This is a genomic window from Kitasatospora sp. NPDC096147, from assembly GCF_044763225.1.
Classification (GTDB): domain Bacteria; phylum Actinomycetota; class Actinomycetes; order Streptomycetales; family Streptomycetaceae; genus Kitasatospora.
The window spans coordinates 1140028-1163986 of record NZ_JBIWFX010000001.1; the positions used below are offsets into that span (position 1 = coordinate 1140028).

The following is a 23959-nucleotide window of genomic DNA, read 5'->3' on the forward strand; positions in this document are numbered from 1 at the left end:
TCGTGCATCCGGTAGCCGTCCGGGGAGTCGTGGCTGAGTAGGTGGGTGGCGGTCAACTGTCCGATCAACGGCCGCACCACACAGGGGTGTTCGCCGACCAGGGCGCCTGCGGTGGCCGAGCTCAGCTCGGCGCCCGGCGCGAGGGCGAGGCGGTGCAGCAGGTCCCGGGCCTGCGGATCCAGTACCCGGTAGGTGTGGTCGAGGGCGGACCGGACGGCCGAGGCGGCGTCCCCGTCGATCGCCAGCACGCCCAAGCGGTCCTCCGCTGCCCGGAGTTCGGCCACGTACTCGGCCACCGGGTGGCCCGGCCGCTCGGCCAGCCGACCGGCCGCGATGGCCAGCGCGAGCGGTAACCGGCCGCAGAGCACGGCCAGTTCGGCCAGCTCCGCCTGCTCCGCCAGGTCGGTCAGGTCGGTCGGATCAGCCCGGTCGGCGCGGTCGGCCCGCGGGGCGGCGGCCCCGGGGCCGCCGGTCACCCGGCGCAGCAGGGCCACCGCGTCCCCGGGCGGCAGCAGACCGAGCGGCACCGGCACGGCACCGTCCCGCGCGGTCAGCCCGGTCAGATGGCACCGGCTGGTGGCCACCGTGCGGCAGTGTGCCGCCCCCGGCAGCAGCGGCCGTACCTGCTCGGCACTGAAGGCGTTGTCGAGCACCACCAGCACCCGCCGCTCGGCAAGCAACGAGCGGTAGAGCGCAGCCGCCTCCTCCTCACCACCCGGCACCCGCCCGGCCGGGACACCGAGGGCGCGCAGGAAGCGGGCCAGCACGGCGTGCGGCGCCAGGGGCGGCCCGTCCGCGAAGCCGCGCAGGTCGGCGTGGAGCTGACCGTCGGGGTAGTCCCCCCGCACCCCGTGTGCCCACTGCACCACCAGCGCGCTCTTGCCCGTCCCGGCCGCGCCGGACACCACGCACAGGCGGGCCCGGCCGCCCTCCCCGAGCGCGTCGTCAAGCGCCGCCAGCTCGGCGTCCCGGCCGGTGAAGGTGGCCAGCGGCGGCGGCAGTTGGGCCGGCACCGGCACGCCCCCTCCCCCCTCGGTGCCACCCCCGGCCGCAGCGGCACCGGACGCTACCGCGCCCGCCCCGGCGGCCGCGCCCTCGGCCTCACCACTCGGTCCGGCCTCGCTGCCGTCCCCCGGCCGGCCCCTCCCGGCGCCCAGCAGTTCCAGGTACAACCCCCGCAGCGCCGGCCCCGGATCCAGCCCGAGCTCCTCGGCGAGGCGCCGGGTGAAGGCCCGGTGGGCCGCGAGCGCGTCGGCCGTCCGCCCGGACCGGTGCAGGGCCCGCAGCAGCTGGCCCAGGAACCTTTCCCGGAACGGGTGTTCGGCCACCAGTGCGGTCAGCTCGGGCACCAGCACCCGATGCCGGCCGAGCGCCTCCTCCAGGTCCAGGCAGTCCTCCCAGGCGGTCAGCCGGGCCTCCTCCCAGGACATCGCCCCGGCCGCCAGCAGGCTCCCCGGCAGCCCGGACAGCACCGTGCCGCGCCAGAGCGCCAAGGCCTCCCGGTAGCCCGTCACGGCCTCCTCCGTTGCCCCGCCCGCTGCGGTGCTCCGGGCCCGCGCCACCTGCCCGGCGAAGGCCAGGCTGTCCAGGCCGTGCCCCGCCAGGGCGATCCGGTAGCCCCGCCCGTCGGTCAGCACCGCCGACGCCCCGCCCGGCTCCGCCTCGGCGAACCGGCGGCGCAACTGCGCCACCAGATTGCGCACCTGACGGTCCGCCGTGGCCGGCGGCCGGTCGTCCCAGACCGCGTCCACCAGCCGGGCCACCGGGACCACCCCGTCCGGGTTCAGCAGCAGCGCGGCCAGCAGGCGCTCCTGCCGGTCTCCCCCGAGCCGGACCCGCACGCCCGCCCCGGTCCGGACCTCCAGCGGTCCGAGCACGCCGAACTCCATGCGCTCCGCCTCCCCGGGGTCAGCACGACACCACCGGACCACCATCTCGTTCGATGACGATCCAGTGTGCAGATCATGACAGATTCGTGCCCGTCCGAGTGCGGCCCGATCCCACCACCACTCACCACCAGGCCCGTTGTGCCAGGTCCGCACCCCTGCTGACCAAGTCCCGTCCCGCCTACGTCACTTACCGCATCCGCGCCGGGCCGTCCGCGCACCCCCGCAGTGCCCGGCCCCGGACCGCCCCCGGACTGCCCCCGGACCGGCGGAACCGCCCCGCACCACGCCCCGTCCGTAAGACCCGGAGGTATCACCCATGACCGACTTCCTCGTCCTCGCCGCCATCCTGCTGGCCGCGCTCGCCGCCCTGCCGGTCCTCGCCGTGCGCGAGTTGGTGGCGCTCGCCCGGGGCCGCCGGAGGGGCGGCCGGGCCGACCGGCTGCGCACCGTGGCCCTGCTCTCCGGGCTGGGCGCCCTGGCCGTCTACGCCTGGGGAGCGCTCCACCTACTCGGCGCCGTCCTGACGGCGGAGGACGGCGGCACCGACTCGTCCCCGCTCATCCCCTGCCGCGAGGGCGGGATCGAGCGGGCGCTCCAGGTGGTGGACTACGACGTCGGCTACCTGCCGCTCGGCTTCACCTGCGTCCGCAGCACCGGGGACGACTACACCGTGGCCCTGCCCGGATACGTCAACCCGGCCTTCGCCGTGCTCGGGCTCGCTGCCGTCGCCTCCGGCATCCTGGCCCGAGCCGCAGCCGAACGCGCCGACGGCCGTGCGCCGACGGCCGACCGGACCCGCTGAGCGGCGACCCGCCGTCGGCTCATCCGTCCGTCGCCGCTGCCGCGCGGCTCGACGCCCCGGCCACCGGCACCGCCATCACGAAGGCCGGCAGGGCGTAGCCGGTGATCAGCGCGATCCGGATCCAGTGGGTGTCCACGTACCGCAGGTACGCCGGGTGCAGAGCTCCGGAGGCCGGCCGGACGGCCCCGGCCTCCCGGACCTGCTCCGCCCAGCTCCCCCACAGGAACGCCCGGCCGACGAACACCGAGAGCTGGAGCAGCAGCCCGGTCAGGACCCGCCCGAGCGGCACGCCGCGCGGGCGGAGCACCACCAGTGCCACCGAGCAGACCACCCCGGCGACGCCGATCGGGATCACCGTCAGGTCGGAGAGCAGTTCGTAGCCGTGGTCGTACGCGGCCATCGCGGCCGGGGCGACGTACACCAGGGTGGTGCATGTGGGTCATCAGGCTCAGACCGGCGCCGGCGGCACCGAGCGCGGTGAGCAGGAGCAGGACGGGGAGCGCGAGCCGGGCCCGCGTGGTCTCTGACCTGCCGTCAGCCTCTCCGGTCGGACGCGGTCGCGTCGTCGGCCGGGCGTGGGGATCCGGCTACGTCCGGTGTGTACCGGGCTCCACCAGGCCGCTGCGGTAGGCGTGCACCACCAGCTGGGCCCGGTCCGTGGCCCCGAGCTTGGCCATCGCGCGGCTGACGTGCGTGCAGACGGTCGCGGGGCTGACCACGAACTCCCGGGCGATCTCCTCGTTCGACCGCCCCTCCGCGCCCCGAGCCCGACCCTGACCCGTCGTCAGCTCCCGCACAAGCCCGGTACGGGCCGGACGCCGGGCGGCGGGTCGGCCACCGACGGCCGACCGCACCGACGGGACCCGGGTGGCCGGCCGCCGCACGGGTCTACCGCCCGGATGCTACCCATGGGTAAGGTTCGGGTCTCGTCCGAGATCCCGGGGAGCTGACATGGGCGCCGACACAGGTTTCGATCCGGCCCGCGAGCACGAGCGGACCCGCGCCGCACTCGCCTCGGCCACCGCACGCCTCGGCCGACTCCTCGACGCGGCAACGGACTTGGACGTCCCGTCCGGCCTACCGGGCTGGAGCGTCGGCGACACCGCCGCCCACCTGGCCGCCGTCCACCTCGCCTACTCCGCCGCCGCCAGCGCCGAGCCGGTCGACTGGTCCGGTCTCCTCCCGGCCGGTGAGGACGGCCTGCTGGCCGAGCGGATCGCCGCCGTCAACGCCGGCGCCATCACCCTCTTCGACGCCGAACAGCGGGCCCGGAGCGGCGAGTTCATCGCCGAACGGACCGCCGTCTTCCTGGACGGCACCGCAGACCAGTCGCCGGAGACACCGATCGCCACCCCCTGGTACGGGCCCGACCGGTCGCTCACCCTGGCCGCCGCCACCGGCCTCCTGCTCAGCGAGACGCTGCTCCACGGGCTGGACATCGCCCGGGGCACCGGCACCGCCTGGCCGATCGGCCGGGACGAGGCCGCCCTCGTCCTCGGCCAGGCGATCCCGGCCATGATGCCGCTCGCCCTCGACCACGCCCGGGCCAGGGGCGTCCGGCGCTCCTTCGACCTCGCCTTCGCGGGCGGCCCACGGCTCTCCGTGGTGGTGGCCGACGGCGCGATGACCGTCACCCGCGACGCCCCGCCCCGGGCTCACGACTGCCGGATCGCCGCCGACCCGGTCACCTTCCTGCTGGTCTCCTTCAAGCGGGCCCCGATGTGGAAGGCGATCGCCACCGGCAGGATGCGGGCCGGTGGCCGCAGGCCCTGGCTGGCCACCAGTCTCAGCAAGCTGGTCGCCACTCCCTGAAGCCTCCTGACCCACCGCCGGCCCACCCCGCGGACCCATCCCCGCAGACTCATCCCCGCACATCGGCCCGCACCCGCCCGGGCGCCGGACCACACCCGGGAGCCGGACCACACCCGCCAGCTCCGCAGCCCCGCCCGCGTCAGTCCGCCCAGATCCGGGCCATGCAGCGCCCGACCGCCTCCGCCCCCGGCGGGTCGCCGAACGCCGTCCGGCCGTGCAGCACCGCCGCGTTGTCCAGTACCAGCAGATCCCCCCGCCGCAGCCGCACCCGCAACGCCAGGCCGGGATCGGCCAGCACCTCCTCGAAGGCGTCCAGCCCGGCCAGTTGACCGGCCGTCAGCGGCTGCCCCCGCTCGCGCTGGCCCCGGCCGATCCAGTAGCGGTTGTACTGCACGTCCAGCCGGCCGCCCCGGCGCCGGAAGACCGGATAGCGGCGCTCGAGGTCCGGTTCGTCGCCGAAGTGGAAGTCCCGGTAGAGGTCCGGCAGCACCTCGGGCCGCGTGCCGAGCAAGGCGTCGTGCACGGCGTGCCCGCTGACCAGCACCGACTCACCGCCGGATGCGGCCGGCCGGACGCACAGCAGGCCCAGCAGTCTCGGCGGCCCGGGGTGCATCGCCCGGTCCGTGTGCAGGTCGAGACCGCCCGGGTCCTGCCCGGCGACCGCCACCACCAGACCGTCACCCGGCCGCCCGGCGTCCTCGGGGCGCACCGCGCCGAGCCCACCCAGGTAGCGCCGACCCGCCGCCAGGCAGGCACCGTCGTCCAGGCCCGCCAGTTCGAGCCCCCGGACCACCGCCATCCCCGGCCCCTCCCACAGCCGCCGGGCCACCTCGGCCACCGGCCGGTCGGCCGCCACCAGCCAGTCGCTCTCGGCCAGTTCCGTCCCCCGCCACACCGAGTGGCCCGCCACCGCGACCGGTGCCTCCATGCCCGGACTCCCTTCTCCGGCCCGCCGGCTCCTCGGGGAGCCGGACCCGACGCCACCGCGAGGGTAGGCCCCCGGCCCCGTCCGGTCACCGGCCTGACGGTGCGTCGGGCGGACTCGGCCGGAAAGCTCCCCCCGATCGCCGGAACCGACCCGCCCCCGCTCGGCGCCTTCCCGCGCGGGGCACGCCGGGCTCCACAAGCCGCGGCGGGAAGGGGACGGTCGTGTTTCAACTGGTCGGCGTGGTCCTCGGGTTGGTCGGCCTGCTGTTCGCGGGCATCGCGGTGCTCCTGGGATACACCGTGGTCAGCCGGGCCCGAGGGCGGTCACGGGTGCCGACCCGGTCCGGCTGGAGATCCGCCTCGACCACGGCGGCGGCGGGACGCCGCACCGCACCACCCGGCGGGCGGTCCTCGGCTTCCGCACCCCGGACGGCCGGGACATCCGGTCCGAGGATCTCGCGAAGGTGCCCCGGCGGTCGGCGACCGGGTGACGGTCCGCCACCTGACCGACCGACCCCAGCAGACCGACGCCACGGACGCGGCCCGAGCGGCGCCCCGGTGTTCCTCGTGCCGGGCGTGGCGTGGCCTTCTCCGCCGTCCTCGCCTGCGCGGGGCTCGTCGTGGCGGCCCTGTGCCCCGGCCTCGTCACGATCGTCCCCTTCCCGGGCCGCCGCATCCGCCTCCCCGACCCCGAGTAGCGCCGACGGTCGCCGGTGGCACGGCGCTGTCAGCGGCGGGTGCCAGGCTGGCCCGCCATGGAGACCGTGATGGAGATCGACGAGTTCTGGCGGATCGTGGAGACGGCCCGGCAGCAGCCCGGCCCGGTGGACGAGGCGCTGGTGGACCTGCTGGCCGCGCGCTCGCCGCAGGAAGTGATCGGCTACCAGCGGCAGTTCGACCTGCTGCACCGGGCGGTGTACCGCTGGGACCTGTGGGCCGCCGCCCACCTGCTGGAAGGCGGCTGCTCGGACGACGGCTTCACGGACTTCCGGGCCGGCCTGATCGTCCAGGGCCGCGACTGGTACGAGAAGGCCGCCCGCTCCCCCGACAGCCTGGCCGACCACCCGGCCGTGCTGGCCGACGCCCCGGACGGGGACTGCTTCGAGTTCTCCCGGGAGGCCGTCGGCTACGCCGCCGCGCGCGCCTACGAACGCCTCACCGGCGACCGCGACGACTTCTACGCGGCCACCTCCCGCACCCCGGCCGAACGGGCCGCCGCCGAGGCCGGCCTGGGCAAGCAGTTCGACTTCGAGGACGACGCGGAGCTGGCACGTCACCTGCCCCGGCTCGCCGCCCTCTACCGCTGACCCCCGCAGGTTTTTACCAAACGGTCGACCAACCGCCCGCGCCCACCGGGTAGGTTCCGAGGCATCCACCGAACGACACCGCAGGCACCCGCCGTTCCCGGCCGGGCCGTCTGCCGGAAGGACGTGCCATGAACCCGGTCGATCTCACCGCCACCGCCGCCGTGCTCCCCTCCGCCTGGGCCTCCCGGATCCTCGCGGAGGTCGGCACCGCCGCCGTCAAGCTGCTCCGGATGGACGGCCGCCCGCTCCCGACCGAGGTGCACCCCACCGCCGAGGCCCTGCTGGTGCTCGACGGCCGCCTCGAACTCACCACCGCGGGCACCGAAATCACCCTCCTTCCCGGCGAGTTGTACCGCATCCCGGCCCGCACCGAGCACGCCGTCCGCCCGGGCAGTCACGGCACTCTGCTGATCGTCGAGGTCCCGGAGGAGGCACCCGTCGCATAGGCTGCCGGGACGCCGCCGCCCGAACGACGGGGTGGGCCGGGCACGACACAGGCCGGCGCAGGCCCGGCCACCGGGACGACCGCCGGGCCCGTTCGCCCGCCGTCGCCCGATTACCGTTCCTTGAAACTGCCTTGAGCTCCCGACAATGACCCCCGCCCCACAGGCCGCCTAGGCTCCCGGCGAGCGGTCGGCACCCTCGGCCGCCCGCCCTCGCCTCCAGCCCCGGGAGCCGTCCGGATGACCGTTCTCGGTGACGCCTCGTCACCCGCACCCACCCAGCCCCGCACGGCCCGCCCCCACACAACCCACCCCCGCACGGCCCGCCCGTCAGCTGCGCCCGGCTCCGGAAACGGCCCGACGCCCCGCCTCCGTCCGCAGGCACTGCTCACCGGCATCCGGGTCGGGGCCGGGGCCACCGCCGCCACCTGGGCCGTCCAGGTCGTGCCGTCGGCCCGGCTCGATGCGGTGCTGGCCACCGGAGCCCACCTCGCCGGGCTGCTGGCCGGCTACGGCGTGCTGGTCATGCTGCTGCTGATGGCACGCGTGCCGGCGATCGAACACGGCGTCGGCGCCGACGTGTTGGCGCGCTGGCACGCCCGGGGCGGTCGGTACGTCCTCGCCCTGCTCGGGGCGCACGTCCTGCTCGCGACGGCGGGCTTCGCGGCCCACTCGGGCCGGGATCTGATCACCTCGGCCCGAGCGGTCCTCGCCTTCCCCGCGCTGGCCGGGGCCGCCGCAGGCACCCTGCTGTTCGCACTGGTCGGCGCGGTCTCCGCGCGGCCGGTGCGCCGCCGGGTGCGGCACGAGACCTGGCGGGGTGTGCACCTGCTGACCCACCCGGCGGCGGCCCTGGTGTTCGCCCACGAGCTCGCCGGGCCGGACCTCGCCGGCCGGTCGGCCGTCGGCTGGCTCTGGTCGGTGCTGCACGCGCAGGTCGCGGTGCTGCTGCTCTGGTACCGCTGTGTGGTGCCGGTCCGTCAGTTCCGCCGACACCGGCTGCGCGTGCTGCGCGTGCGGGCCGAGGGGCCGGGCGTCGTCTCGGTACTGATCGCGGGCGAGCGGCTGGACGAACTCCGCCTGGAGTCCGGCCAGTTCCTCCGCTGGCGATTCCTCACCCGACGGCTCTGGTGCACCGCGCTGCCGTTCTCGCTCTCCGCCGCCCCGCAGGCGGGGCTGCTGCGCATCACGGTCAGGGCGGCCGGTGACCACACCCGCCGGGTGCGACGGCTCCGGCCCGGGGTCCGGGTGGCCGCCACCGGACCGTTCGGCGCGATGACCGCGCACCGCCGCACCCGCCGCAAGGTGCTGCTGCTGGCCGGCGGGGTCGGCATCACCCCGATGCGAGCGCTCCTCGAGACGCTGCCGGGCGGTCCGGGTGACATCGCCCTGCTCTACCGGGCCGGCGCCGCCGAGCAGTTGGTGCTGCGTCAGGAGATCGAGGCGATCGCGGCCCGGCGACAGGCCGCCCTCCACTACCTGCTCGGTCCCTCGCAGGGCGAGTACAACCCGCTCGCGCCCGCGCTGCTGCTCAGGCTGCTCCCGGACCTGGCCGAGCGCGACGTGTTCCTGTGCGGGCCACCGGGCATGACCGGGGCCGCCGTACGGGCCCTGGAGACCGCCGGAGTGCCGCGCGAGCGGATCCACCACGAGAGCTTCGCCTTCTGACCCCTCCGCCGCGCGGCGCGACCACCAGCACACGGCCATCGCAGAACGCTCGGGCCACCCCACCTAGGAGCCGTCACCGATGACACCGCCCGCCGCACCGCGCCCGCTGCCGACCGCCGCCGGCCTGGCCTGCGCGGGGCTGCTGATCGGCTCGCTGCTGTCCGCCACCGTGCGTCCCGCAGCACCGCCGCCACCGGACCGCACTCCGGCCCGCCCGGTCTCTCAGCCCTCCTCCTTCTCTCCCGCCCTCTCCTTCTGCTGCTTCGCGAAGTGGTCGCCGGCGACCCCGACGGCCAGGCCGGCCACCATCATCAGCACGTAGCCGAACACCTCCCAGCCGTCCGGGATCAGGTACCGGAGGAAGCCGAGGAACTGGATCCAGCCGAACAGCTCGCGCAGCAGGCCGGACGCGCCGCCGACCAGCAGCAGGCCGGCCAGCAGGTTGGTGACGGAGGTGACCGGCGACTTGGCGTCGCCCGAAGAGGAGCTCATGGCCCCGACGCTAGTCGGCGCCCACCCGCCCGGACATCCACCGGGAGTCTGATGGTGCGTCAACGAAAGTAGCGGGAGGGGTTGACGCCACAAAAGTGTGAGTGGTTTATTACTCATATGCAGACGGGACGCCAACGCCAACTCTCCACCGCCGACGAACGCCGCGAGACGGTGCTCCGCACCGCCATCGGCGCGTTCGCCGCCCGTGGGTACTTCGGCACCACGACCACCGAGGTGGCCAAGGCCGCCGGGATCTCCCAGGCGTACGTCTACCGGCTCTTCCCCAGCAAGGAGGCGCTGTTCGCCGCCGTGGTCGAGCACTGCTTCGGCCAGGTCCGGAGCGCGCTCGAACGGGGCGCCGCCGAGGCCGGGGGCAGCGCGCCGGAGGCGGCCCTCGCCTCGATGGGCGACGCCTACGCCAGGCTGATCAGCGACAACGACCTCCTCCTGGTGCAGCTGCACGCCCAGGCGGCGGCGGTCTCCGTCCCGGCCGTCCGGGACGCCGTCCGGGCCGGGTACGCCCGGGTGGTGGAGTACGTCCGGGGGGCCTCCGGCGGCGACGACCGGCAGGTGCAGGAGTTCTTCGCGGTCGGCATGCTCTGCCACCTGATCGTCTCGCTCGACGTGGAGTCGGTGGACGCGCCGTGGACCCGCACGCTCAGCGCCGGCATCACGCACTACTGACCCGCGAGCACCGAGCAGGGCGGCCCGACCGGGGCCGCCCTCTCTCGGACCCAAAGAGTGAGTGGTCAACCACTCATCAACTCGACCAAGGGGGACACCATGGAGCGGCAAGGAACGGGCCGACCGCTCGCCGCACTCGCCGGGGCCCAGTTCACCGTCGTCCTCAGCACCTCGGTCGTGAACGTCGCCCTGCCGCAGATCAGCGCGGGCGCCGGTCTCACCGAGGGCGGGACGGCCTGGGTGGTGAACGCGTACGGGCTGGTCTTCGGCGCGCTGCTCCTGCTCGGCGGCCGGGCCGCCGACCTGCTGGGGCCGCGCCGGGTGCTCGCCGCCGGGCTGGCCGTCTTCGCCGCCGCCTCGGTGGCGGCCGGGCTGGCGGACGGGCCCTGGCTGCTGATCGGCTCCCGGGCCGTCCAGGGAGCCGGGGCAGCGGCGGCGGCGCCCGCCGCGCTCGCCCTGCTGGTCCGCCTCTTCCCGCCCGGCGCCAGGCGGGCCCGGGCCCTCGGGCTCTGGGGCGCGGTCTCGGGAGCGGGCGGCGCGGCCGGGGTGCTGCTCGGCGGGGTGCTCACCGAGGCGTTCGGCTGGCGCTGGATCTTCCACGCCTGCGCCCTCGGTGCCGCCCTCGTCCTGGGCGCGACCCTGCGCTCCGTCCCCGCCGACCCCCCGCGCGGCACGGACCGGCCGCCTGCCGACCTGTTCGGAGCACTCACCAGCGCCACCGCCGTCCTCGCCCTGGTGTACGGCCTGGGCGCGGCCCGGGGATCCGGCTGGACCTCCCCCGCCGTCCTCGGCCCGCTGGCCACCGCCGCGCTCCTCGCCGTGCTCTTCCGCCACAGCCAACTCCGCCACCCCGCACCGCTGTTGCCACCCACGCTGATCCGCCGGGGCCCGGTCGGGCCGGCCAACCTGCTGATGGCCCTGCTCGGCGCCGTCTGGGTCGGGCTCTTCTACTTCCTCCCGCTGCTCCAGCAGCAGGTGCTGGGGGCCGGCCCGCTGGCCGCCGGTCTGGCCCAACTCCCGCTCGCCGCCGCCAACATGGCGGGTGCCGCGCTCGCCCCGCGCGTCACCCGGGCACTCGGCCCGCACGGCGCGCCGGCCGCCGCGCTGCTGCTCCAGGCCGCCGGGCTGCTCTGGCTGGCCCTGCTCGCCGCCCCCGGCACCACCCTGGCCGCCCTCACCGCCCCGACCGTGCTGATCGGCCTCGGCCTCGGCGCCGCCTTCGTCCGGCTCACCGGCGCGGCGGTGGACGGAGTCCGGCCCGAGCACACCGGAGTGGCCGGCGGGCTGGTGAACACCACCCGCCAACTCGGCGGCGCCGTGGGCCTGGCGCTGCTGGTCAGCTTCGCCTCCGGCGCCGGCACACCGGCCGGCACCCACCGCACCGCCTTCCTGCTGGCTGCCGCCCTGGCCGCCACCGCCGCCGCACTCACCCCCCTGCTCGCCCGCCGCACCACCACCCGCACCCGCGAAGGAGCCACCCCGTGAACGTCCACATCGACCGCACCGCCCCCGCCGTCGTCGAGCTCAGCACCACCGTCAGGGCCCCGCTCGCCCGGCTCTGGGAGCTGCACACCGACGTCGCCGCCTGGCCGTCCTGGCTCCCGGACGTCGACTCCACCGAGACCACCGGCCCGCTGGCGGTCGGCTCGGTCTTCCGCTGGCACACCCACGGCCTGGACATCACCTCCACCGTGCTGGAGCTGATCCCCCGTCACCGGATCGTCTGGGGCGGCCCGGCCCACGGCATCGAGGGCGTCCACGTCTGGACCTTCGAGGAGACCGCCGACGGCGAGGTGACCGTCCGCACCGAGGAGTCCTGGAGCGGCGCCCCCGTCGACGCCGAGCCCGAGGCACTCGGCCGGGCCCTCCGGCAGTCGCTGGAGAGCTGGCTCGACACCCTCCGCACCACCGCCGAAGCCGCCTGAGCCCCCTCCCCCGGCCCCTCGACCGCCGACACCCACCCGGAAGGACCGCCCGCCATGACCACCACCGCCAAGCCCCCGTACCTGACCGGCCACTACACCCCCGTCGCCGACGAGATCACCGCCTCCGGCCTGGCCGTCGAGGGCACCCTGCCGCCCGAGCTGACGGGCCGTCTGATCCGCAACAGCCACAACCCCAAGCCCGGCATCACCCCCACCCACTGGTTCAAGGGCAGCGGCATGGTGCACGGCATCCGGCTCCGGGACGGCCGCGCCGAGTGGTACCGCAACCGCTGGGTGCACACCCCCGCCCTGGACGGCGCCCCGTACCTGACCGAGCACGGCCCGGACCTGACCGCCAGTACGGCCGGCACCCACGTGATCGAGCACGGCGGCCGGCTGCTCGCCCTCTCCGAGGCGGCCCTGCCGTTCGAGCTCACCCCGGAGCTGGAGACCGTCGGCGCCTTCGACTGGGCCGGGAAGCTGACCTCCGCGATGACCGCGCACCCCAAGGAGGACCCGGCCACCGGCGAGCTGCACTTCTTCGCCTCCTCGCCCTTTCCGCCGTACCTGATCCACCACGTCTCCTCCCCCGACGGCACGGAGCTGCGCAGCCAGGAGGTGCCGGGCGCGACCGCCGCGCTCAAGCACGACTTCGCGCTGACCGAGCGGTACGTGGTCTTCCTGGAGGGCTCGGTCACCTTCGACCCGGCCGAGCACTCCGGCATCCCGTACGGCTGGAGCGACGCCCAGCCGTCCCGGATCGGGGTGCTGCCGCGCGGCGAGGGCGGGGCCCGGCGGGTGCGCTGGTACGACGTGGCGCCGGGCTACGCGATGCACCTGGGCAACGCCTACGAGGACGCCGCCGGACGGATCGTCATCGAGGGTCCCTCGGTGGGGCGGCAGGGCTGGCAGCGGTCCTGGAACTGGTGGGTCGGCGCACCTGACCGGGGCGCCGAGCCCAACTCCGGCGCCCACGCCACCCGGTGGACGGTGGACCCGGCCACCGGCCGGGTGGCCGAGGAGCGCACGGACGACCTGGTGGTGGAGTTCCCGACCATCAACGACGCCTTCACCGGCCGGGAGCACCGCTACCAGTACGCGCTGGCCTTCCCGGACGACCTGGGCATCGGCAACCACGCGCTGGTCAAGTACGACCGCACCACCGGCGCCCGCCGGCTGCGCCCGTTCGGCAACGGGCAGCTCCCCAGCGAGGCGGTCTTCGTGCCCGCCGCCGGGGCGGGCACCGACGAGGACGCCGGCTACCTGCTCACCGTGGTCGGCGACCTGAACGCGGACGCCTCCCGGCTGCTGGTGGTCGACGCCACCGACCTGGCCACCGTCGCCACCGTGCACCTGCCCCGCCGGGTCCCGGCCATGATCCACGGCTCCTGGATCCCGGACGCCGCGCTCGCCGGGTGACGGGCCGCAAGCCCCGGAAAGCCGCAGGACCAAGGGCCTCCGCCCCGGATCGGCACCGGGCCGGAGGCCCTCCGCACGCCCCGGCGCGCCTCCGCGAGCCCGCTCGGCGACACCCTGCGCGGTTGGCTGACGGAGAGTCGGTAGGCTGATGCTCGTCCCAGCCGCGATAGCGGTGCCGCGCCAAGGAGGAACGACTGAGCATGCCAGGCCCCGACTCGGAAGCCGCAGCCGTGCGCGACGCCTCGCTGCCCGCCCGCGCCAAGATCGCCGTGACGGCCGGCCGGGTGGCCGCCGCCCTGTCGCAGAAGGCCGGCCGGGGCAGTGGTTCGGTGATCGGCGGCAAGATCGCCCTCAAGCTGGACCCGGACCTGCTGGCCACCCTCTCCGACCACCTCGACGTGGTGCTGGTCTCCGCCACCAACGGCAAGACCACCACCACCCGCCTGATCGCGGAGGCCCTCCGCGCGGCCGGCCCGGTGGTCTCCAACGCCCTCGGCGCCAACATGCCGGCCGGCATCACCGCCGCCCTGGCCGGTGGCAGCGAGGCCCGCTTCGGCGTGATCGAGGTGGACGAGAAGTACCTGGCCGGGGTCGCCCGCGACACCCGCCCGAAGGCCATAGCGCTGCTGAACCTCTCCCGCGACCAGCTGGACCGCGCCGCCGAGACCCGCATGATGGCGGAGAAGTGGCGCGAGGGCCTCAAGGACACCGACGCGGTGATCGTGGCCAACGCCGACGACCCGCTGGTGACCTGGGCCGCCTCCTCCTGCCGCAAGGTGGTCTGGGTGGCCGCCGGTCAGGCGTGGAAGGAGGACGCCTGGTCCTGCCCGTCCTGCGGCGGTGTGATGCAGCGTCCGGGCGACGACTGGTTCTGCCAGGACTGCGGCTTCCGCCGTCCGCAGCCCCACTGGGCGCTCCAGGGCACCCATGTGATCGACCCTCAGCGCGGTGCCTGGCCGATCCAGCTCCAGCTGCCGGGCCGGGCCAACCTGGCCAACGCGACCAGCTCGGCCGCCGTGGCGGCGGTCTTCGGGGTCGCCCCGCAGGTCGCGCTGGAGCGGATGCAGTCGGTCGCCGCCGTCGCGGGCCGCTACGACGTGGTGCAGTACCAGGGCCGGGACGTCCGGCTGCTGCTGGCGAAGAACCCGGCCGGCTGGCTGGAGACCTTCTCGCTGATCGACCAGCCGCCGGCCCCGGTGGTACTGGCGGTGAACGCGATGGACGCCGACGGCACCGACACCTCCTGGCTCTGGGACGTCGACTACGAGCGGCTGTCCGGCCACCCGATCTTCGTGATGGGCCAGCGCAAGCTGGACCTCGCGGTCCGGCTGGAGGTCGCGGGCCTCCAGTTCCACGTGGTGGACACCCTGGAGCAGGCCGTCCAGATGGCGCCGCCCGGGCGGATCGAGGCGATCGCCAACTACACCGCGTTCCAGCAGCTCCGGAAGGCGGTGGCGAACTGATGTCGAACCCGTACCAGGACCCGAACTACACCCCCCAGGTCCACCCCCAGCAGCCCGTGCAGCCGCAGCAGCCCCCGCAGGCACCGCCTCCGCAGCAGCAGCCGTACGGAGGAAGGTCCCAGCGGATGACCGAGAGCACCCTGCGGCTGGTCTGGGTCTACCCCGACCTGCTCTCCACCTACGGCGACCGCGGCAACGCGCTCGTGGTGGAGCGCCGGGCCCGCCAGCGCGGCCTCAACGTCCAGCGGATCGACGTCCGTTCGGACCAGGCGGTGCCGACCAGCGGTGACATCTACCTGATCGGCGGCGGCGAGGACCGCCCGCAGCGGCTGGCCGCCGAGCGGCTGGCGACGGACCAGGGCCTGGTCCGGGCGGCCGAGAACGGCGCGATCATCTTCTCGGTCTGCGCCGGCTACCAGATCCTCGGCCACGAGTTCCTGAACGACCGGGGCGAGCGCCAGCCGGGCCTGGGCCTGCTCGACGTCTGGACCGGCCGGGGCGAGGGCGCCCGCTGCGTCGGCGACGTGCTCGCCGAGACCGACCCGCAGCTGAACCTCCCTCAGCTCACCGGCTTCGAGAACCACCAGGGCGTCACTCACCTGGGCCAGGGCGTGCGGCCCTTCGCCACGGTGCAGGTCGGCCGGGGCAACGGCACCGGTGACGGCACCGAGGGCGCCTGGCGGGACACCGTCTTCGGCACCTACCTGCACGGGCCCGTGATGGCCCGCAACCCCCAGGTGGCCGACATGCTCATCAAGTTGGCCCTGGACGTGAACGCGCTCCCGCCGGCCGACACCACCTGGTACGACGCGCTGCGCGCGGAGCGGATCGCGGCGGCGCGTCAGCCCGCCTGACCTGTCCGCTGGTTGGGCGGGGGCTGCTGCCCCCGCCCGATCCGGGCCAGAATAGAGACCGTCGAACGCACACCCTCCTCGGCGTTCGGTGCAGTACCGCGGGGGCCGCATCAAAGGTGACGCGGCCCACGTCGGCGCCTGCCCGGCCGGACACGGGCGCCTTATGGTGGAAGTCCGGCTGTCCCATCTGCTCGGGAGTTGCAAAACAATGCGTATCGGAGTGCTGACCAGCGGCGGTGACTGTCCCGGCCTGAACGCCGTGATCCGTTCCGTGGTCCACCGGGGGGTGGTCGACCACGGCGACGAGATCATCGGTTTCCAGGACGGTTGGCGCGGACTGCTGGAGGGTGTCCACCGCCCGCTGACCCTCGACTCGGTGAGCGGCATCCTGGCCCAGGGCGGCACCATCCTCGGGTCCTCGCGGGTGCAGCCGAGCCACCTCCGGGACGGCGTGGAGCGCGCCAAGCAGCTCTGCGCGGACCTCGGCATCGACGCGGTCATCCCGATCGGCGGCGAGGGCACCCTGAAGGCCGCCAAGCTGATGAGCGACGCGGGCCTCCCGGTGGTCGGCGTCCCGAAGACCATCGACAACGACATCGCCTGCACCGACGTCACCTTCGGCTTCGACACCGCCGTCTCGGTCGCCACCGAGGCGCTGGACCGGCTGAAGACCACCGCCGAGTCGCACCAGCGGGTCATGGTGGTCGAGGTGATGGGCCGTCACACCGGCTGGATCGCGCTGAACGCCGGCATGGCGGCCGGCGCCCACGCCATCGTGGTGCCGGAGCGCCCCTTCCACATCGACAAGCTGACCGCAGTCGTCGGCGAGCGCTTCGACCGGGGCAAGAAGTTCGCCATCGTGGTCTGCGCCGAGGGCGCCAAGCCCGAGCCCGGCTCCATGCACTGGGAGGAGGGCGTCAAGGACATCTACGGCCACGAGCGGTTCACCGGGATCGCCAACCAGCTCTCCCGCGAGCTGGAGCACCGCCTGGGCAAGGAGGCCAAGCCGGTCATCCTCGGCCACACCCAGCGCGGCGGCACCCCGACCGCCTACGACCGCGTCCTCGCCACCCGCTTCGGCTGGCACGCCGTCGAGGCCGCCCACAAGGGCGCCTTCGGCCACATCACCGCGCTCCAGGGCACCGAGATCAAGCTGGTGCCGCTGGCCGACGCGGTGGCCGACCTGAAGACCGTGCCGTCCGAGCGCTACGTCGAGGCCGAGACCGTCATCTGACGCTCCGTCCGCACGCCGCGAAGGGCGGGCCTCCCCCGAGGAGGCCCGCCCTTCGTCGCGTCCGGGTCCGGACCACGGCGCGGGCCACGGCGCGGACCACGGCGCTGACGACGGCTCAGGCCACGGCGACGGCGTCGATCTCGAACAGCATGCCCGGCAGGGCGAGGGCGGCCACCCCCGAGAGGGTCTGGGCCGGCGGCCGGTCCCCCCAGATCGCGGTGAGCTGCTCCAGCAGCACGCCGAGCTTGGCGAGGTCGTGGTCGACCACGTAGCTGCCGAGCCGGACGACGTGCTCGTACCCGAGGCCGACGGCGGCCAGGGCGGTGCCGAGGTTGGCCAGCGCGATCCTGACCTGCTCGGCGAAGTCGGCCTCGACCACGTTCCCCTCGGCATCGGCCGCGTACTGACCGGCGATGTAGGCGGTGCCGTCCGAGGTGAGGACGGCCTGGCTGTAGCCGAAGGCGGTGGGGTTGACGACGGTGTGCGGCATGGTGTGCTTCCCCTCGATGATCTGGATGTTTCGTGTCCAGAATTAGGTGATGCAGAACTCCCGCCCCAACGGCAGGAGTTCAGGCGTTGGCGAACCAGCGGCGGATCCGTCCGGGCACGCCCGGCATGCTCTGCTCGACCTGGCCCATCAGCTCGGCCAGGGTCTGCCCGGCCAGCTCCCGACGCCAGGCCAGCTCGGCCCGGCCCATCGCCCGGTCGATCAGGCACCGCTCCGGATCACGCCCCGGCACCTGCGCGCCGGGCCCCCGGGCGATGATGTCGGCACACCGGAAGGCCGGCTCCGGCCCCTCGATCGCCGCCACCACGTCCATCAGGGTGATCCGCTCCGGCTCCCGGGCCAGCCGGAAGCCCCCCTTCGGCCCGGAGACCGAGCTGACGATCCCGGCCCGGGCCAGCGCCTGCAGCTGCTTGTTCAGGTAGGCCGGAGGCAGCTCGTAGTAGCCCGCCAACTTCACGGCGGGCAGGGCGCGTTCACCCCCGACCCAGGCCAGGTTGAGGCAGCAGTGCAGGGCCCATTCGACGCCCTCGCTCATCTTCACATCCTGGACCCTACATATCCAGGATTGCGACGGCAAGCGCGCCCTGACGGTCCGTCGGGCAGCGGGCGGTTAGCGTACGGGAGGAGAGCACCCCGCGACGGAAGGACAGCAGGCCCGATGGAGATCCTCGCCTACGGAGTCCAGGCCGACGAACAGCCGATGCTGCGCGCCGCCTTCGAGGACGGCCACAAGCTGCGCACCCTCGCGGTCTTCCTGAACGCCGACACCGCCCCGCTGGCCAGCGGCTACCCGGTGCTCAGCACCAGCGTCAACTGCGACCTGGACGCCGAGGTGCTCGGCCTGCTCGCCGAGGGCGGCACCAAGCTGATCGCCCAGCGCTCCACCGGCTTCAACAACATCGACCTGAAGGCCGCCGCCGAGCTCGGCCTGACCATCGCCCGGGTCTCCTACTACTCCCCCTACGCGGTGGCCGAGCACGCCTGGACGCTCGCCCTGGCCGTCAACCGCCGGCTCTCCCGGGCCGCCAACCGCTCCCGCGAGTTCGACTTCCGGCTCGACGGCCTGATGGGCCGTGACATCCACGGGATGACGGTCGGGGTGATCGGCACCGGCAAGATCGGCGAGTGCTTCGCCCGGATCGCGGCCGGCTTCGGCACCGAGCTGCTCGGCTGGGACATCGCCGAGAACCCGGCCTGCCGGGAGCTGGGCATGCGCTACGTCAGCCGGGAGGAGCTGCTGGAGCGCAGCGACCTGATCAGCCTGCACGTCCCGCTGCTGCCCGACACCCACCACCTGATCGACGCCGCCGCGCTGGCCCGGATGAAGGACGACGCGATCCTGGTCAACTCCAGCCGGGGCGGTCTGGTGGACACCGCCGCCCTGGTCGAGACGCTGCGCACCGGCCGGCTCGCCGGGGTCGGGCTGGACGTCTACGAGGAGGAGACCGGGGTCTTCTTCTACGACCGCTCGCTGGAGGGCATCGACGACGACGTGCTGGCCCGGCTGATCAGCTTCCCGCAGGTGCTGGTCACCTCGCACCAGGCGTACTTCACCCGCACCGCGGTCGGCCAGATCATCGACGCCACGGTGAAGAACGTCGAGGACTTCGCGGCCGGCCGCCGCAGCGAGAACACCCTGGTGCCCAAGGCCGGCTGACCGGGCGCGGCCGGCCGGGCCCGGTCAGCCGGTCGCGCCGACCCGCAGGTCGGTCCGGAGTTCGGTGCCGTACTCCGAGGTGGCCAGCACCCGGCCCGAGCGGTGCCAGTAGGTGACGGTGTCACCGTGGCGGCGCAGGCCCGGGAGGTGCGTGGGGTCGGCCCCCGGGAAGTGGACGGTGGCGGCCGGGACGGTGACCGGGCCTCGGCCGGCGTGCAGCAGGATGCCGGTGCCCGCCTCGTCCCGCACCGGGAGCGCCCAGTGGCCGCCGTCGCCGAGCGGGCCCGCCAGCGCAGTGCCCGTGACCGGGTGGCCGGAGGCCGCACCACCCACCAGCCAGAGCACCGTCGGGCGCTCACCGGACAGTTCGTCAGCCGGCCCGGGAGCGGCCAGCAGCAGGCCGGTGCCGGGCAGCGGCAGCATCCGGCCCGGGTCGAACCGCTCCTCCAGCCGCTGCCGGGAGCGCAGCTCCCAGCCGGGCAGCTCCCAGTGCCAGAGCTCGACCAGCGGTTCGCCACCGGGCAGGTGGGAGACCACGACTCCGGCGCAGCCGTCGGCGGTGCGCGAGACGGTGCCCACCAGCCGTTCGCCGCCGCCCAGTTCGCGCCAGACCACGGTCGGCCCGGGGGCCAGGGCGTCCAGGACCACGATGCCCCGGCCGTCACCCGTGATCAGGTGGCGGCCGTCGTACGAGCGGGCGATCCACTGGGCCCGCAGCGTGGTCCAGGAGCGGACGGTGCGGGTGGCCAGGTCCAGCCGGGTGAGCTCCTTGGTGCCTCCGTGGTCGGCGACCAGCACGGCCGAGCCGCCGTGGTCGGCGAGCACCAGCTGATCGGCGGGCACGTCCCAGCGGGCCTTGGTCCGGCCGTCGGGGGTGAGCAGGCGGACTCCGGCGTGGCCGCAGGCGACCAGCACGGCGCCGGAGCCGAGCACCGCCGCGTCCAGCACCGGCAGCGTGCCGGGACGGTCGGTGGCGGTGTGCCGGACGGGGCCGGGAGCGGGGACGTCCGTCCCACGCTGCCGGGGTGCCGGCTCCGGGCGGCGCGGCCGGGCCAGGTCGGCGGCCACCAGTGGATCGGCGCGCTTGAGCAACTTCTCGTGCACGTCACGCAGTTGACGCTCGGTGGGAGCTCCGTCGCGGACCACGGCGCGGGCCGCCGCCGTGGCCAGCTCGCGGTCGGCCGCCGGATCGGCGGCGGGCAGCCGGGCCAGCCCGCCCACCAGCACCGCGCGGCCGGTGACGGCCGGATCGCCCTCGCTCTCCAGCACGGCGAGGGCCAGGGCCCGGGTCGCGTCGCCCGCCCCGAGCGCCAGCAGGTACGGCAGGGCGTGGCTGCGGGTCGCTCCGCCCAGCGCGACGGCCTCGCGCAGGTCGGCGGCGGCGGCAGGGCGCAGCGCCCGGTCCGGCCAGAGCGCCTCGACGGCCGCCAGCCGGTCGCCCGCGACCCGGCAGTGCTCCGCCCAGGCGGTGCGCAACTCCCTGGCGTCCTGCGGCTGTTCGATGGAGAGCCGTTCGACGGCAGCGGCGAAGGCGCCCCGGCGGTGGGCAGTCCTGACGGCCCGTTCGCGCTCGCCGGCCCGCCACCAGAGCCGGACCACCAGGTCGGCGGCGAGCTCGCGCCCCTCGGCCAGCTCGGCCGCCGTGACCAGCCGGTCGTGCCGGGCCAGCAGGGCGACCGCCTCGGCGGGGGCGTCCAGCAGGTCGGCCAGCACGAAGGCGGCCTCGTCGATCCGGCCGGCCCGCTGCAACTCCTCGGCGGCGGCGCGGTAGAGCGCGCCGAGGTGCTCGTGCACGTCGTGGCCGGAGAGCGGCACGGAGGCACCGCCCGGTGCGCCCCTGCCGGGGGTGGCGCGCAGCTCGCCGACCCGGCGGCGGGGCAGGGTGAGGGTCTGCCAGGTCTTCCCCTCGGCGGCCGTCTCGTCCGTCAGCCGGATCGCGTCGCGCAGCGCGTCCTCCCACTGCCGTTGCCGGAAGGCCCTGGTCAGCTCGCGCAGGTAGCGCTCGTGCCGGTCGCGGACCAGGCCGCCCGCCGCCCGCATCGTCAGCCGGGTCAGCAGCGGGGCGAGCAGCGGCCGGCGCCAGGCGGTGGCCTCGGTGCCGGCAGCGGCCTCGGTGCCGGCCTGCCGGGCGGCCCGGCGGGCCCGGACGGACGCCAGGAGCGGAGTCCTCGGCGATCGGCCGGTCGCCCGGCGACGGGCGGTGCCGGTGCCGGTGGTCCGCCCGGTGGCCCACCGGGCGCGCAGGCGCGCAAGGGCGGTGGTGACCGCCGACGGGCGGCCCGTCCCGGCGGCGGCCGACGCACCGTCAGCGGTGCCGTCCGCCCCGGTGCCGTCCGATCCGGTACCGGTGCCGGTGCCGTCCGGTCCGGCTGCGTCCGTCGTCGGCCGGCCGGTCCACCAGGTGCGGGCGCCCGCGAGCAGGTAGGCCAGCAGCACCCCGATGCCCCAGGGCGGGAAGCCCGGCCGGGAGGTCGAGCCGAAGGTGGTGAGGACCAGCCACAGGACCGGGAGGAGCAGCAGCACCAGGGAGCCGAGGGCCACCGCCCGGCTCCGCAGCAGCCTGCCCCACCGCGAGCGCGGCTCCGGGCGGGCCCGGCGCGGGGCCCGCCCGCTCCGCCGGGCCCGGCCGCTCTGCTCAGGTCCGGCGGTCAGCCGCCGGGCCCGGTCCGAGGGCGGCGCGATCCGGGCCGCCGCGCGCAGGTCGGGCCGGGGCCGGGTGGGCAGCGCGTCGACCACCGGCGCGGCCTCGGGCGCGGGCGGGCCGAGTGGCCGGGGGCGGTGCACGGTGAGCCCGGTGAGGTCGAGCCAGGCCGCCGGGTCCAACCGCTCCAGCTCCGCGACCGGGTGAACGGTCGTCAGACCACCGGCCGCGAGGGCGAGCCGTCCGGCGGCCGGCCCGGCAGTGGCGGCGTCGGCGTCGGCGTCGGCCCCGACCGTGGCGGCCCCGCCCGTCGCGGTGCGCACCACCGGCAGCCCGGGCGCACGGTCGGCGCGGATCTCGACGGCGTCCGCGAGCGTGAACAGCCAACGCCCGTCCGGCAGTCGGTGCAGCTCGGCGCCGTCCTGCCAGCGTGCGAGCACCCGCTCGGCGGCCTCGGCCGGGCCGATCACCGGTACGTCGAGGACGAAGCCGACGGCACGGACGACCGCGCGGAAGGCCGTCTCCGGGGTGGTGGTCATGCGACGCCTCCGATCACGAACTGGACCCGGCCGGTGCTGGCGTCGCCGATCACGATCCGGCCCGGCCGGGTCTCGGCCGCGATCAGCGGCCGGGTGGGGTGGACGACGGGTGTGCCGGTGCCACCGGAGAACCGGGTGAGCGTCCGGCTGCCTCCCCCGGCAGGCAGGCAGCGCACCACGTGGCCGGCCGCGCTGAGGGTGATCAGCGCGGGCCGCTCCCCGTGCACCAGGCCGATCACCTCGGCCTGCTCGCGGAAGGCGATGCGGTGGCGCTCGCCCTGGGCGGTGCGCAGCTCCCAGGTCCGGCTGTCGTGCGACCACGCCTCGCTGCCGCCGCTGTGCAGGTAGTGGTGGAGCCCGCGCGCCTCCTCGTGCACCTGGCCGGCGAACAGCCGCGGATCGCGGGCCCGGACGAACGGCGAGCGCCCACGGGTGCCCGGGCCGGTCGATCCGAAGTCGGCGACCCGGCCGTCCGGGCCGAGCCGCCACCAGCGGATGCCGAGCGGGACCTCCAACTCCTCGCCCTGCCGGATCACCGGGAGCACCGGGCCGGCCAGCATCCGCTCCAGCTCGGCGGCTTCGAGGCAGAAGGTGGCGAGCTCGGCGAAGTACCGGCCCGGCTCGCCGAGCGATCGGCCGACGGAGTGGGCGGTGAGCCGCTCGCCCTCCACGCAGAGGGCGATCAGCCGGCGGCCGGTCCGCCCGGCGGCGAGCACCGGGCCGGGCAGCTGGTGACGGCGCATCCGCAGCGGGATGCCGCCCGGACTCCCCTGCTGGCTGGGCAGGTTGACGGCGAACAGGACGGCCGGGTCCGCGCCCCGGGCCAGCAGGGTGCGGGCGTCGGAGGTGAAGGCGGGCGCGGTCGGGAGGTCGGCGGCGCCCTGCGGACGGGCCGGCCGGGCCGGGGCGGCCCGGCGGAACTCCGCACCGCGCAGCGCCCGGACCGCGATCGGGCCTGCGGGCAGCGGGAGTTCGGCACTCGTGCCGTCGATCCGGACCATCACTCGGCCCGCGCCCTCGGCGGTCCAGTGGGCCGGCTCGCTGGTCAGCACGCCGGGGCGGGCCGGTATCCGTTCGGCCAGTCGGGGCGAGGTCAGCACCCAGGCCCGGTCGTCGGCGTCCAGAGCGGCCAGCGCGTCCGCCACCTCGGCCGGGGTCGGGTCGGCGGGTCGGCGCGCAGCGAGCCAGGCAGGCAGCAGCTCGGCGAGGTCTCCGGCGAGCGGGCGCTGGTCACCGAGCACGGTGACAACCAGTTCGGTGCCGCGCGCGGCGGCCCGGCGGTGCAGCACCAGCAGCGCGGCGAGCTGCACCAGTCGGCCGGCTCCGGCCTGAGTGGGCCCGGCGTCCACCACCGCGACCATCCGGCCGCGCACTGCCGGAGCGCTGAACTCCGGCTCCAGATACAGCAGTTCACCCTCGACCAGACGGCGCAGGAACTCCTCGGGGTACTCCTCGGCGAGCAGCCACTCCGAGGCCGTCAGGCGCTCCGGCGGCCCGGAGCGTCCCAGCCCGCCGAGGCCCTCGGGCGCGCCGCGCAGCTCGGCCACCGGCTCGTGGCCGCCGATCAGGGTATCCAGGTGACGCAGCAACGGCCCCATGGCGAGGGCGAGTTCGGGTGACAGTGCGGCCAGGACGCCGGCCCAGGGCGCGAGGGCGGCGGGCAGCCGGGTCACCGGGCAGCCCTCCGCTCGAACG

General features: G+C 75.4%; 22 protein-coding genes. 13 read left to right on the top strand and 9 right to left on the bottom strand.

What is annotated here, in order from left to right; translation table 11 throughout:
- On the bottom strand, window positions 1-1889 hold a 1889-nt coding region (locus ACIRBX_RS04920; protein WP_402293755.1), incomplete at its 3' end, for a BTAD domain-containing putative transcriptional regulator.
- A 316-nt stretch (window positions 1890-2205) separates the two neighbouring features.
- Between ACIRBX_RS04920 and ACIRBX_RS04925 the strand changes: the two genes are divergently transcribed.
- Entirely contained in the window at window positions 2206-2691 is a 486-nt protein-coding gene (locus tag ACIRBX_RS04925) for a hypothetical protein (RefSeq protein ID WP_402293756.1), read from the top strand.
- A 19-nt stretch (window positions 2692-2710) separates the two neighbouring features.
- Here ACIRBX_RS04925 and ACIRBX_RS04930 read toward each other — a convergent pair whose 3' ends face one another.
- Together ACIRBX_RS04930 and ACIRBX_RS04935 are read right to left on the bottom strand one after the other, a co-directional pair.
- Window positions 2711-3112 carry a hypothetical protein gene (locus ACIRBX_RS04930; protein WP_402293757.1) on the bottom strand — a complete coding sequence of 134 codons (402 nt, stop codon included), beginning with the start codon at window positions 3110-3112 and terminating at the stop codon, window positions 2711-2713.
- A 166-nt stretch (window positions 3113-3278) separates the two neighbouring features.
- Window positions 3279-3488, bottom strand: a complete 210-nt coding sequence (locus tag ACIRBX_RS04935) for a response regulator transcription factor (RefSeq protein WP_402293758.1) — start codon at window positions 3486-3488, stop codon at window positions 3279-3281.
- Window positions 3489-3642: 154 nt separating this feature from the next.
- On the opposite strand from ACIRBX_RS04935, the gene ACIRBX_RS04940 reads away from it, so the two are divergent.
- Window positions 3643-4503, top strand: a complete 861-nt coding sequence (locus ACIRBX_RS04940; RefSeq protein ID WP_402293759.1) for a maleylpyruvate isomerase family mycothiol-dependent enzyme — start codon at window positions 3643-3645, stop codon at window positions 4501-4503.
- A gap of 139 nt (window positions 4504-4642) precedes the next feature.
- On the opposite strand, the gene ACIRBX_RS04945 is transcribed toward ACIRBX_RS04940, so the two are convergent.
- Window positions 4643-5431 (bottom strand): TauD/TfdA family dioxygenase, encoded by a 789-nt coding sequence (locus tag ACIRBX_RS04945; RefSeq protein ID WP_402293760.1) that lies wholly within the window; start codon window positions 5429-5431, stop codon window positions 4643-4645.
- Window positions 5432-6185: 754 nt separating this feature from the next.
- On the opposite strand from ACIRBX_RS04945, the gene ACIRBX_RS04950 reads away from it, so the two are divergent.
- From ACIRBX_RS04950 to ACIRBX_RS04960, 3 genes are all read left to right on the top strand, one after another.
- Entirely contained in the window at window positions 6186-6737 is a 552-nt protein-coding gene (locus ACIRBX_RS04950) for a DUF4240 domain-containing protein (RefSeq protein ID WP_402293761.1), read from the top strand.
- A gap of 128 nt (window positions 6738-6865) precedes the next feature.
- On the top strand, window positions 6866-7183 hold the full coding sequence (locus tag ACIRBX_RS04955) for a cupin domain-containing protein (RefSeq protein WP_402293762.1): 318 nt from the start codon (window positions 6866-6868) through the stop codon (window positions 7181-7183).
- 237 nt (window positions 7184-7420) lie between these two features.
- Entirely contained in the window at window positions 7421-8848 is a 1428-nt protein-coding gene (locus ACIRBX_RS04960; protein ID WP_402293763.1) for a ferric reductase-like transmembrane domain-containing protein, read from the top strand.
- A 222-nt stretch (window positions 8849-9070) separates the two neighbouring features.
- Here ACIRBX_RS04960 and ACIRBX_RS04965 read toward each other — a convergent pair whose 3' ends face one another.
- Complete coding sequence (locus tag ACIRBX_RS04965; protein WP_402293764.1) at window positions 9071-9340, bottom strand: hypothetical protein; 270 nt, start codon at window positions 9338-9340, stop codon at window positions 9071-9073.
- Window positions 9341-9457: 117 nt separating this feature from the next.
- Here ACIRBX_RS04965 and ACIRBX_RS04970 point away from each other — a divergent pair, with 117 nt between their 5' ends.
- From ACIRBX_RS04970 to ACIRBX_RS05000, 7 genes are all read left to right on the top strand, one after another.
- Complete coding sequence (locus ACIRBX_RS04970) at window positions 9458-10024, top strand: TetR/AcrR family transcriptional regulator (protein ID WP_402293765.1); 567 nt, start codon at window positions 9458-9460, stop codon at window positions 10022-10024.
- A gap of 99 nt (window positions 10025-10123) precedes the next feature.
- Window positions 10124-11509: an MFS transporter gene (locus ACIRBX_RS04975; RefSeq protein ID WP_402293766.1), complete on the top strand. Its 1386-nt coding sequence runs from the start codon at window positions 10124-10126 to the stop codon at window positions 11507-11509.
- Entirely contained in the window at window positions 11506-11949 is a 444-nt protein-coding gene (locus ACIRBX_RS04980) for an SRPBCC family protein (RefSeq protein WP_402293767.1), read from the top strand. The genes ACIRBX_RS04975 and ACIRBX_RS04980 overlap by 4 nt, the downstream gene beginning before the upstream one ends.
- Window positions 11950-12003: 54 nt before the next feature.
- Window positions 12004-13368 (top strand): carotenoid oxygenase family protein, encoded by a 1365-nt coding sequence (locus ACIRBX_RS04985; protein ID WP_402293768.1) that lies wholly within the window; start codon window positions 12004-12006, stop codon window positions 13366-13368.
- A 200-nt stretch (window positions 13369-13568) separates the two neighbouring features.
- Window positions 13569-14831 carry a MurT ligase domain-containing protein gene (locus ACIRBX_RS04990; protein WP_402293770.1) on the top strand — a complete coding sequence of 421 codons (1263 nt, stop codon included), beginning with the start codon at window positions 13569-13571 and terminating at the stop codon, window positions 14829-14831.
- A 125-nt stretch (window positions 14832-14956) separates the two neighbouring features.
- On the top strand, window positions 14957-15685 hold the full coding sequence (locus tag ACIRBX_RS04995) for a type 1 glutamine amidotransferase (RefSeq protein ID WP_402293771.1): 729 nt from the start codon (window positions 14957-14959) through the stop codon (window positions 15683-15685).
- Window positions 15686-15893: 208 nt separating this feature from the next.
- Complete coding sequence (locus tag ACIRBX_RS05000; RefSeq protein WP_402293772.1) at window positions 15894-16919, top strand: 6-phosphofructokinase; 1026 nt, start codon at window positions 15894-15896, stop codon at window positions 16917-16919.
- 115 nt (window positions 16920-17034) lie between these two features.
- On the opposite strand, the gene ACIRBX_RS05005 is transcribed toward ACIRBX_RS05000, so the two are convergent.
- Both ACIRBX_RS05005 and ACIRBX_RS05010 read right to left on the bottom strand, forming a co-directional pair.
- Window positions 17035-17409 (bottom strand): RidA family protein, encoded by a 375-nt coding sequence (locus ACIRBX_RS05005; protein WP_402293773.1) that lies wholly within the window; start codon window positions 17407-17409, stop codon window positions 17035-17037.
- Between the two features lie 79 nt (window positions 17410-17488).
- Window positions 17489-17962 (bottom strand): RrF2 family transcriptional regulator, encoded by a 474-nt coding sequence (locus tag ACIRBX_RS05010; protein ID WP_402293774.1) that lies wholly within the window; start codon window positions 17960-17962, stop codon window positions 17489-17491.
- 123 nt (window positions 17963-18085) lie between these two features.
- Between ACIRBX_RS05010 and ACIRBX_RS05015 the strand changes: the two genes are divergently transcribed.
- Window positions 18086-19084 (top strand): 2-hydroxyacid dehydrogenase, encoded by a 999-nt coding sequence (locus ACIRBX_RS05015; RefSeq protein WP_402293775.1) that lies wholly within the window; start codon window positions 18086-18088, stop codon window positions 19082-19084.
- 24 nt (window positions 19085-19108) lie between these two features.
- Here the strand turns inward: ACIRBX_RS05015 and ACIRBX_RS05020 are convergent, their stop codons facing one another.
- Both ACIRBX_RS05020 and ACIRBX_RS05025 read right to left on the bottom strand, forming a co-directional pair.
- Complete coding sequence (locus ACIRBX_RS05020) at window positions 19109-22264, bottom strand: bpX6 domain-containing protein (RefSeq protein WP_402293776.1); 3156 nt, start codon at window positions 22262-22264, stop codon at window positions 19109-19111.
- The gene (locus ACIRBX_RS05025) at window positions 22261-23937 is read right to left on the bottom strand and encodes a hypothetical protein (protein WP_402293777.1); all 1677 of its coding nucleotides are present in this window, start codon (window positions 23935-23937) and stop codon (window positions 22261-22263) included. Before ACIRBX_RS05025 ends, ACIRBX_RS05020 begins: the two co-directional genes overlap by 4 nt.
- Window positions 23938-23959 lie beyond the last annotated feature (22 nt).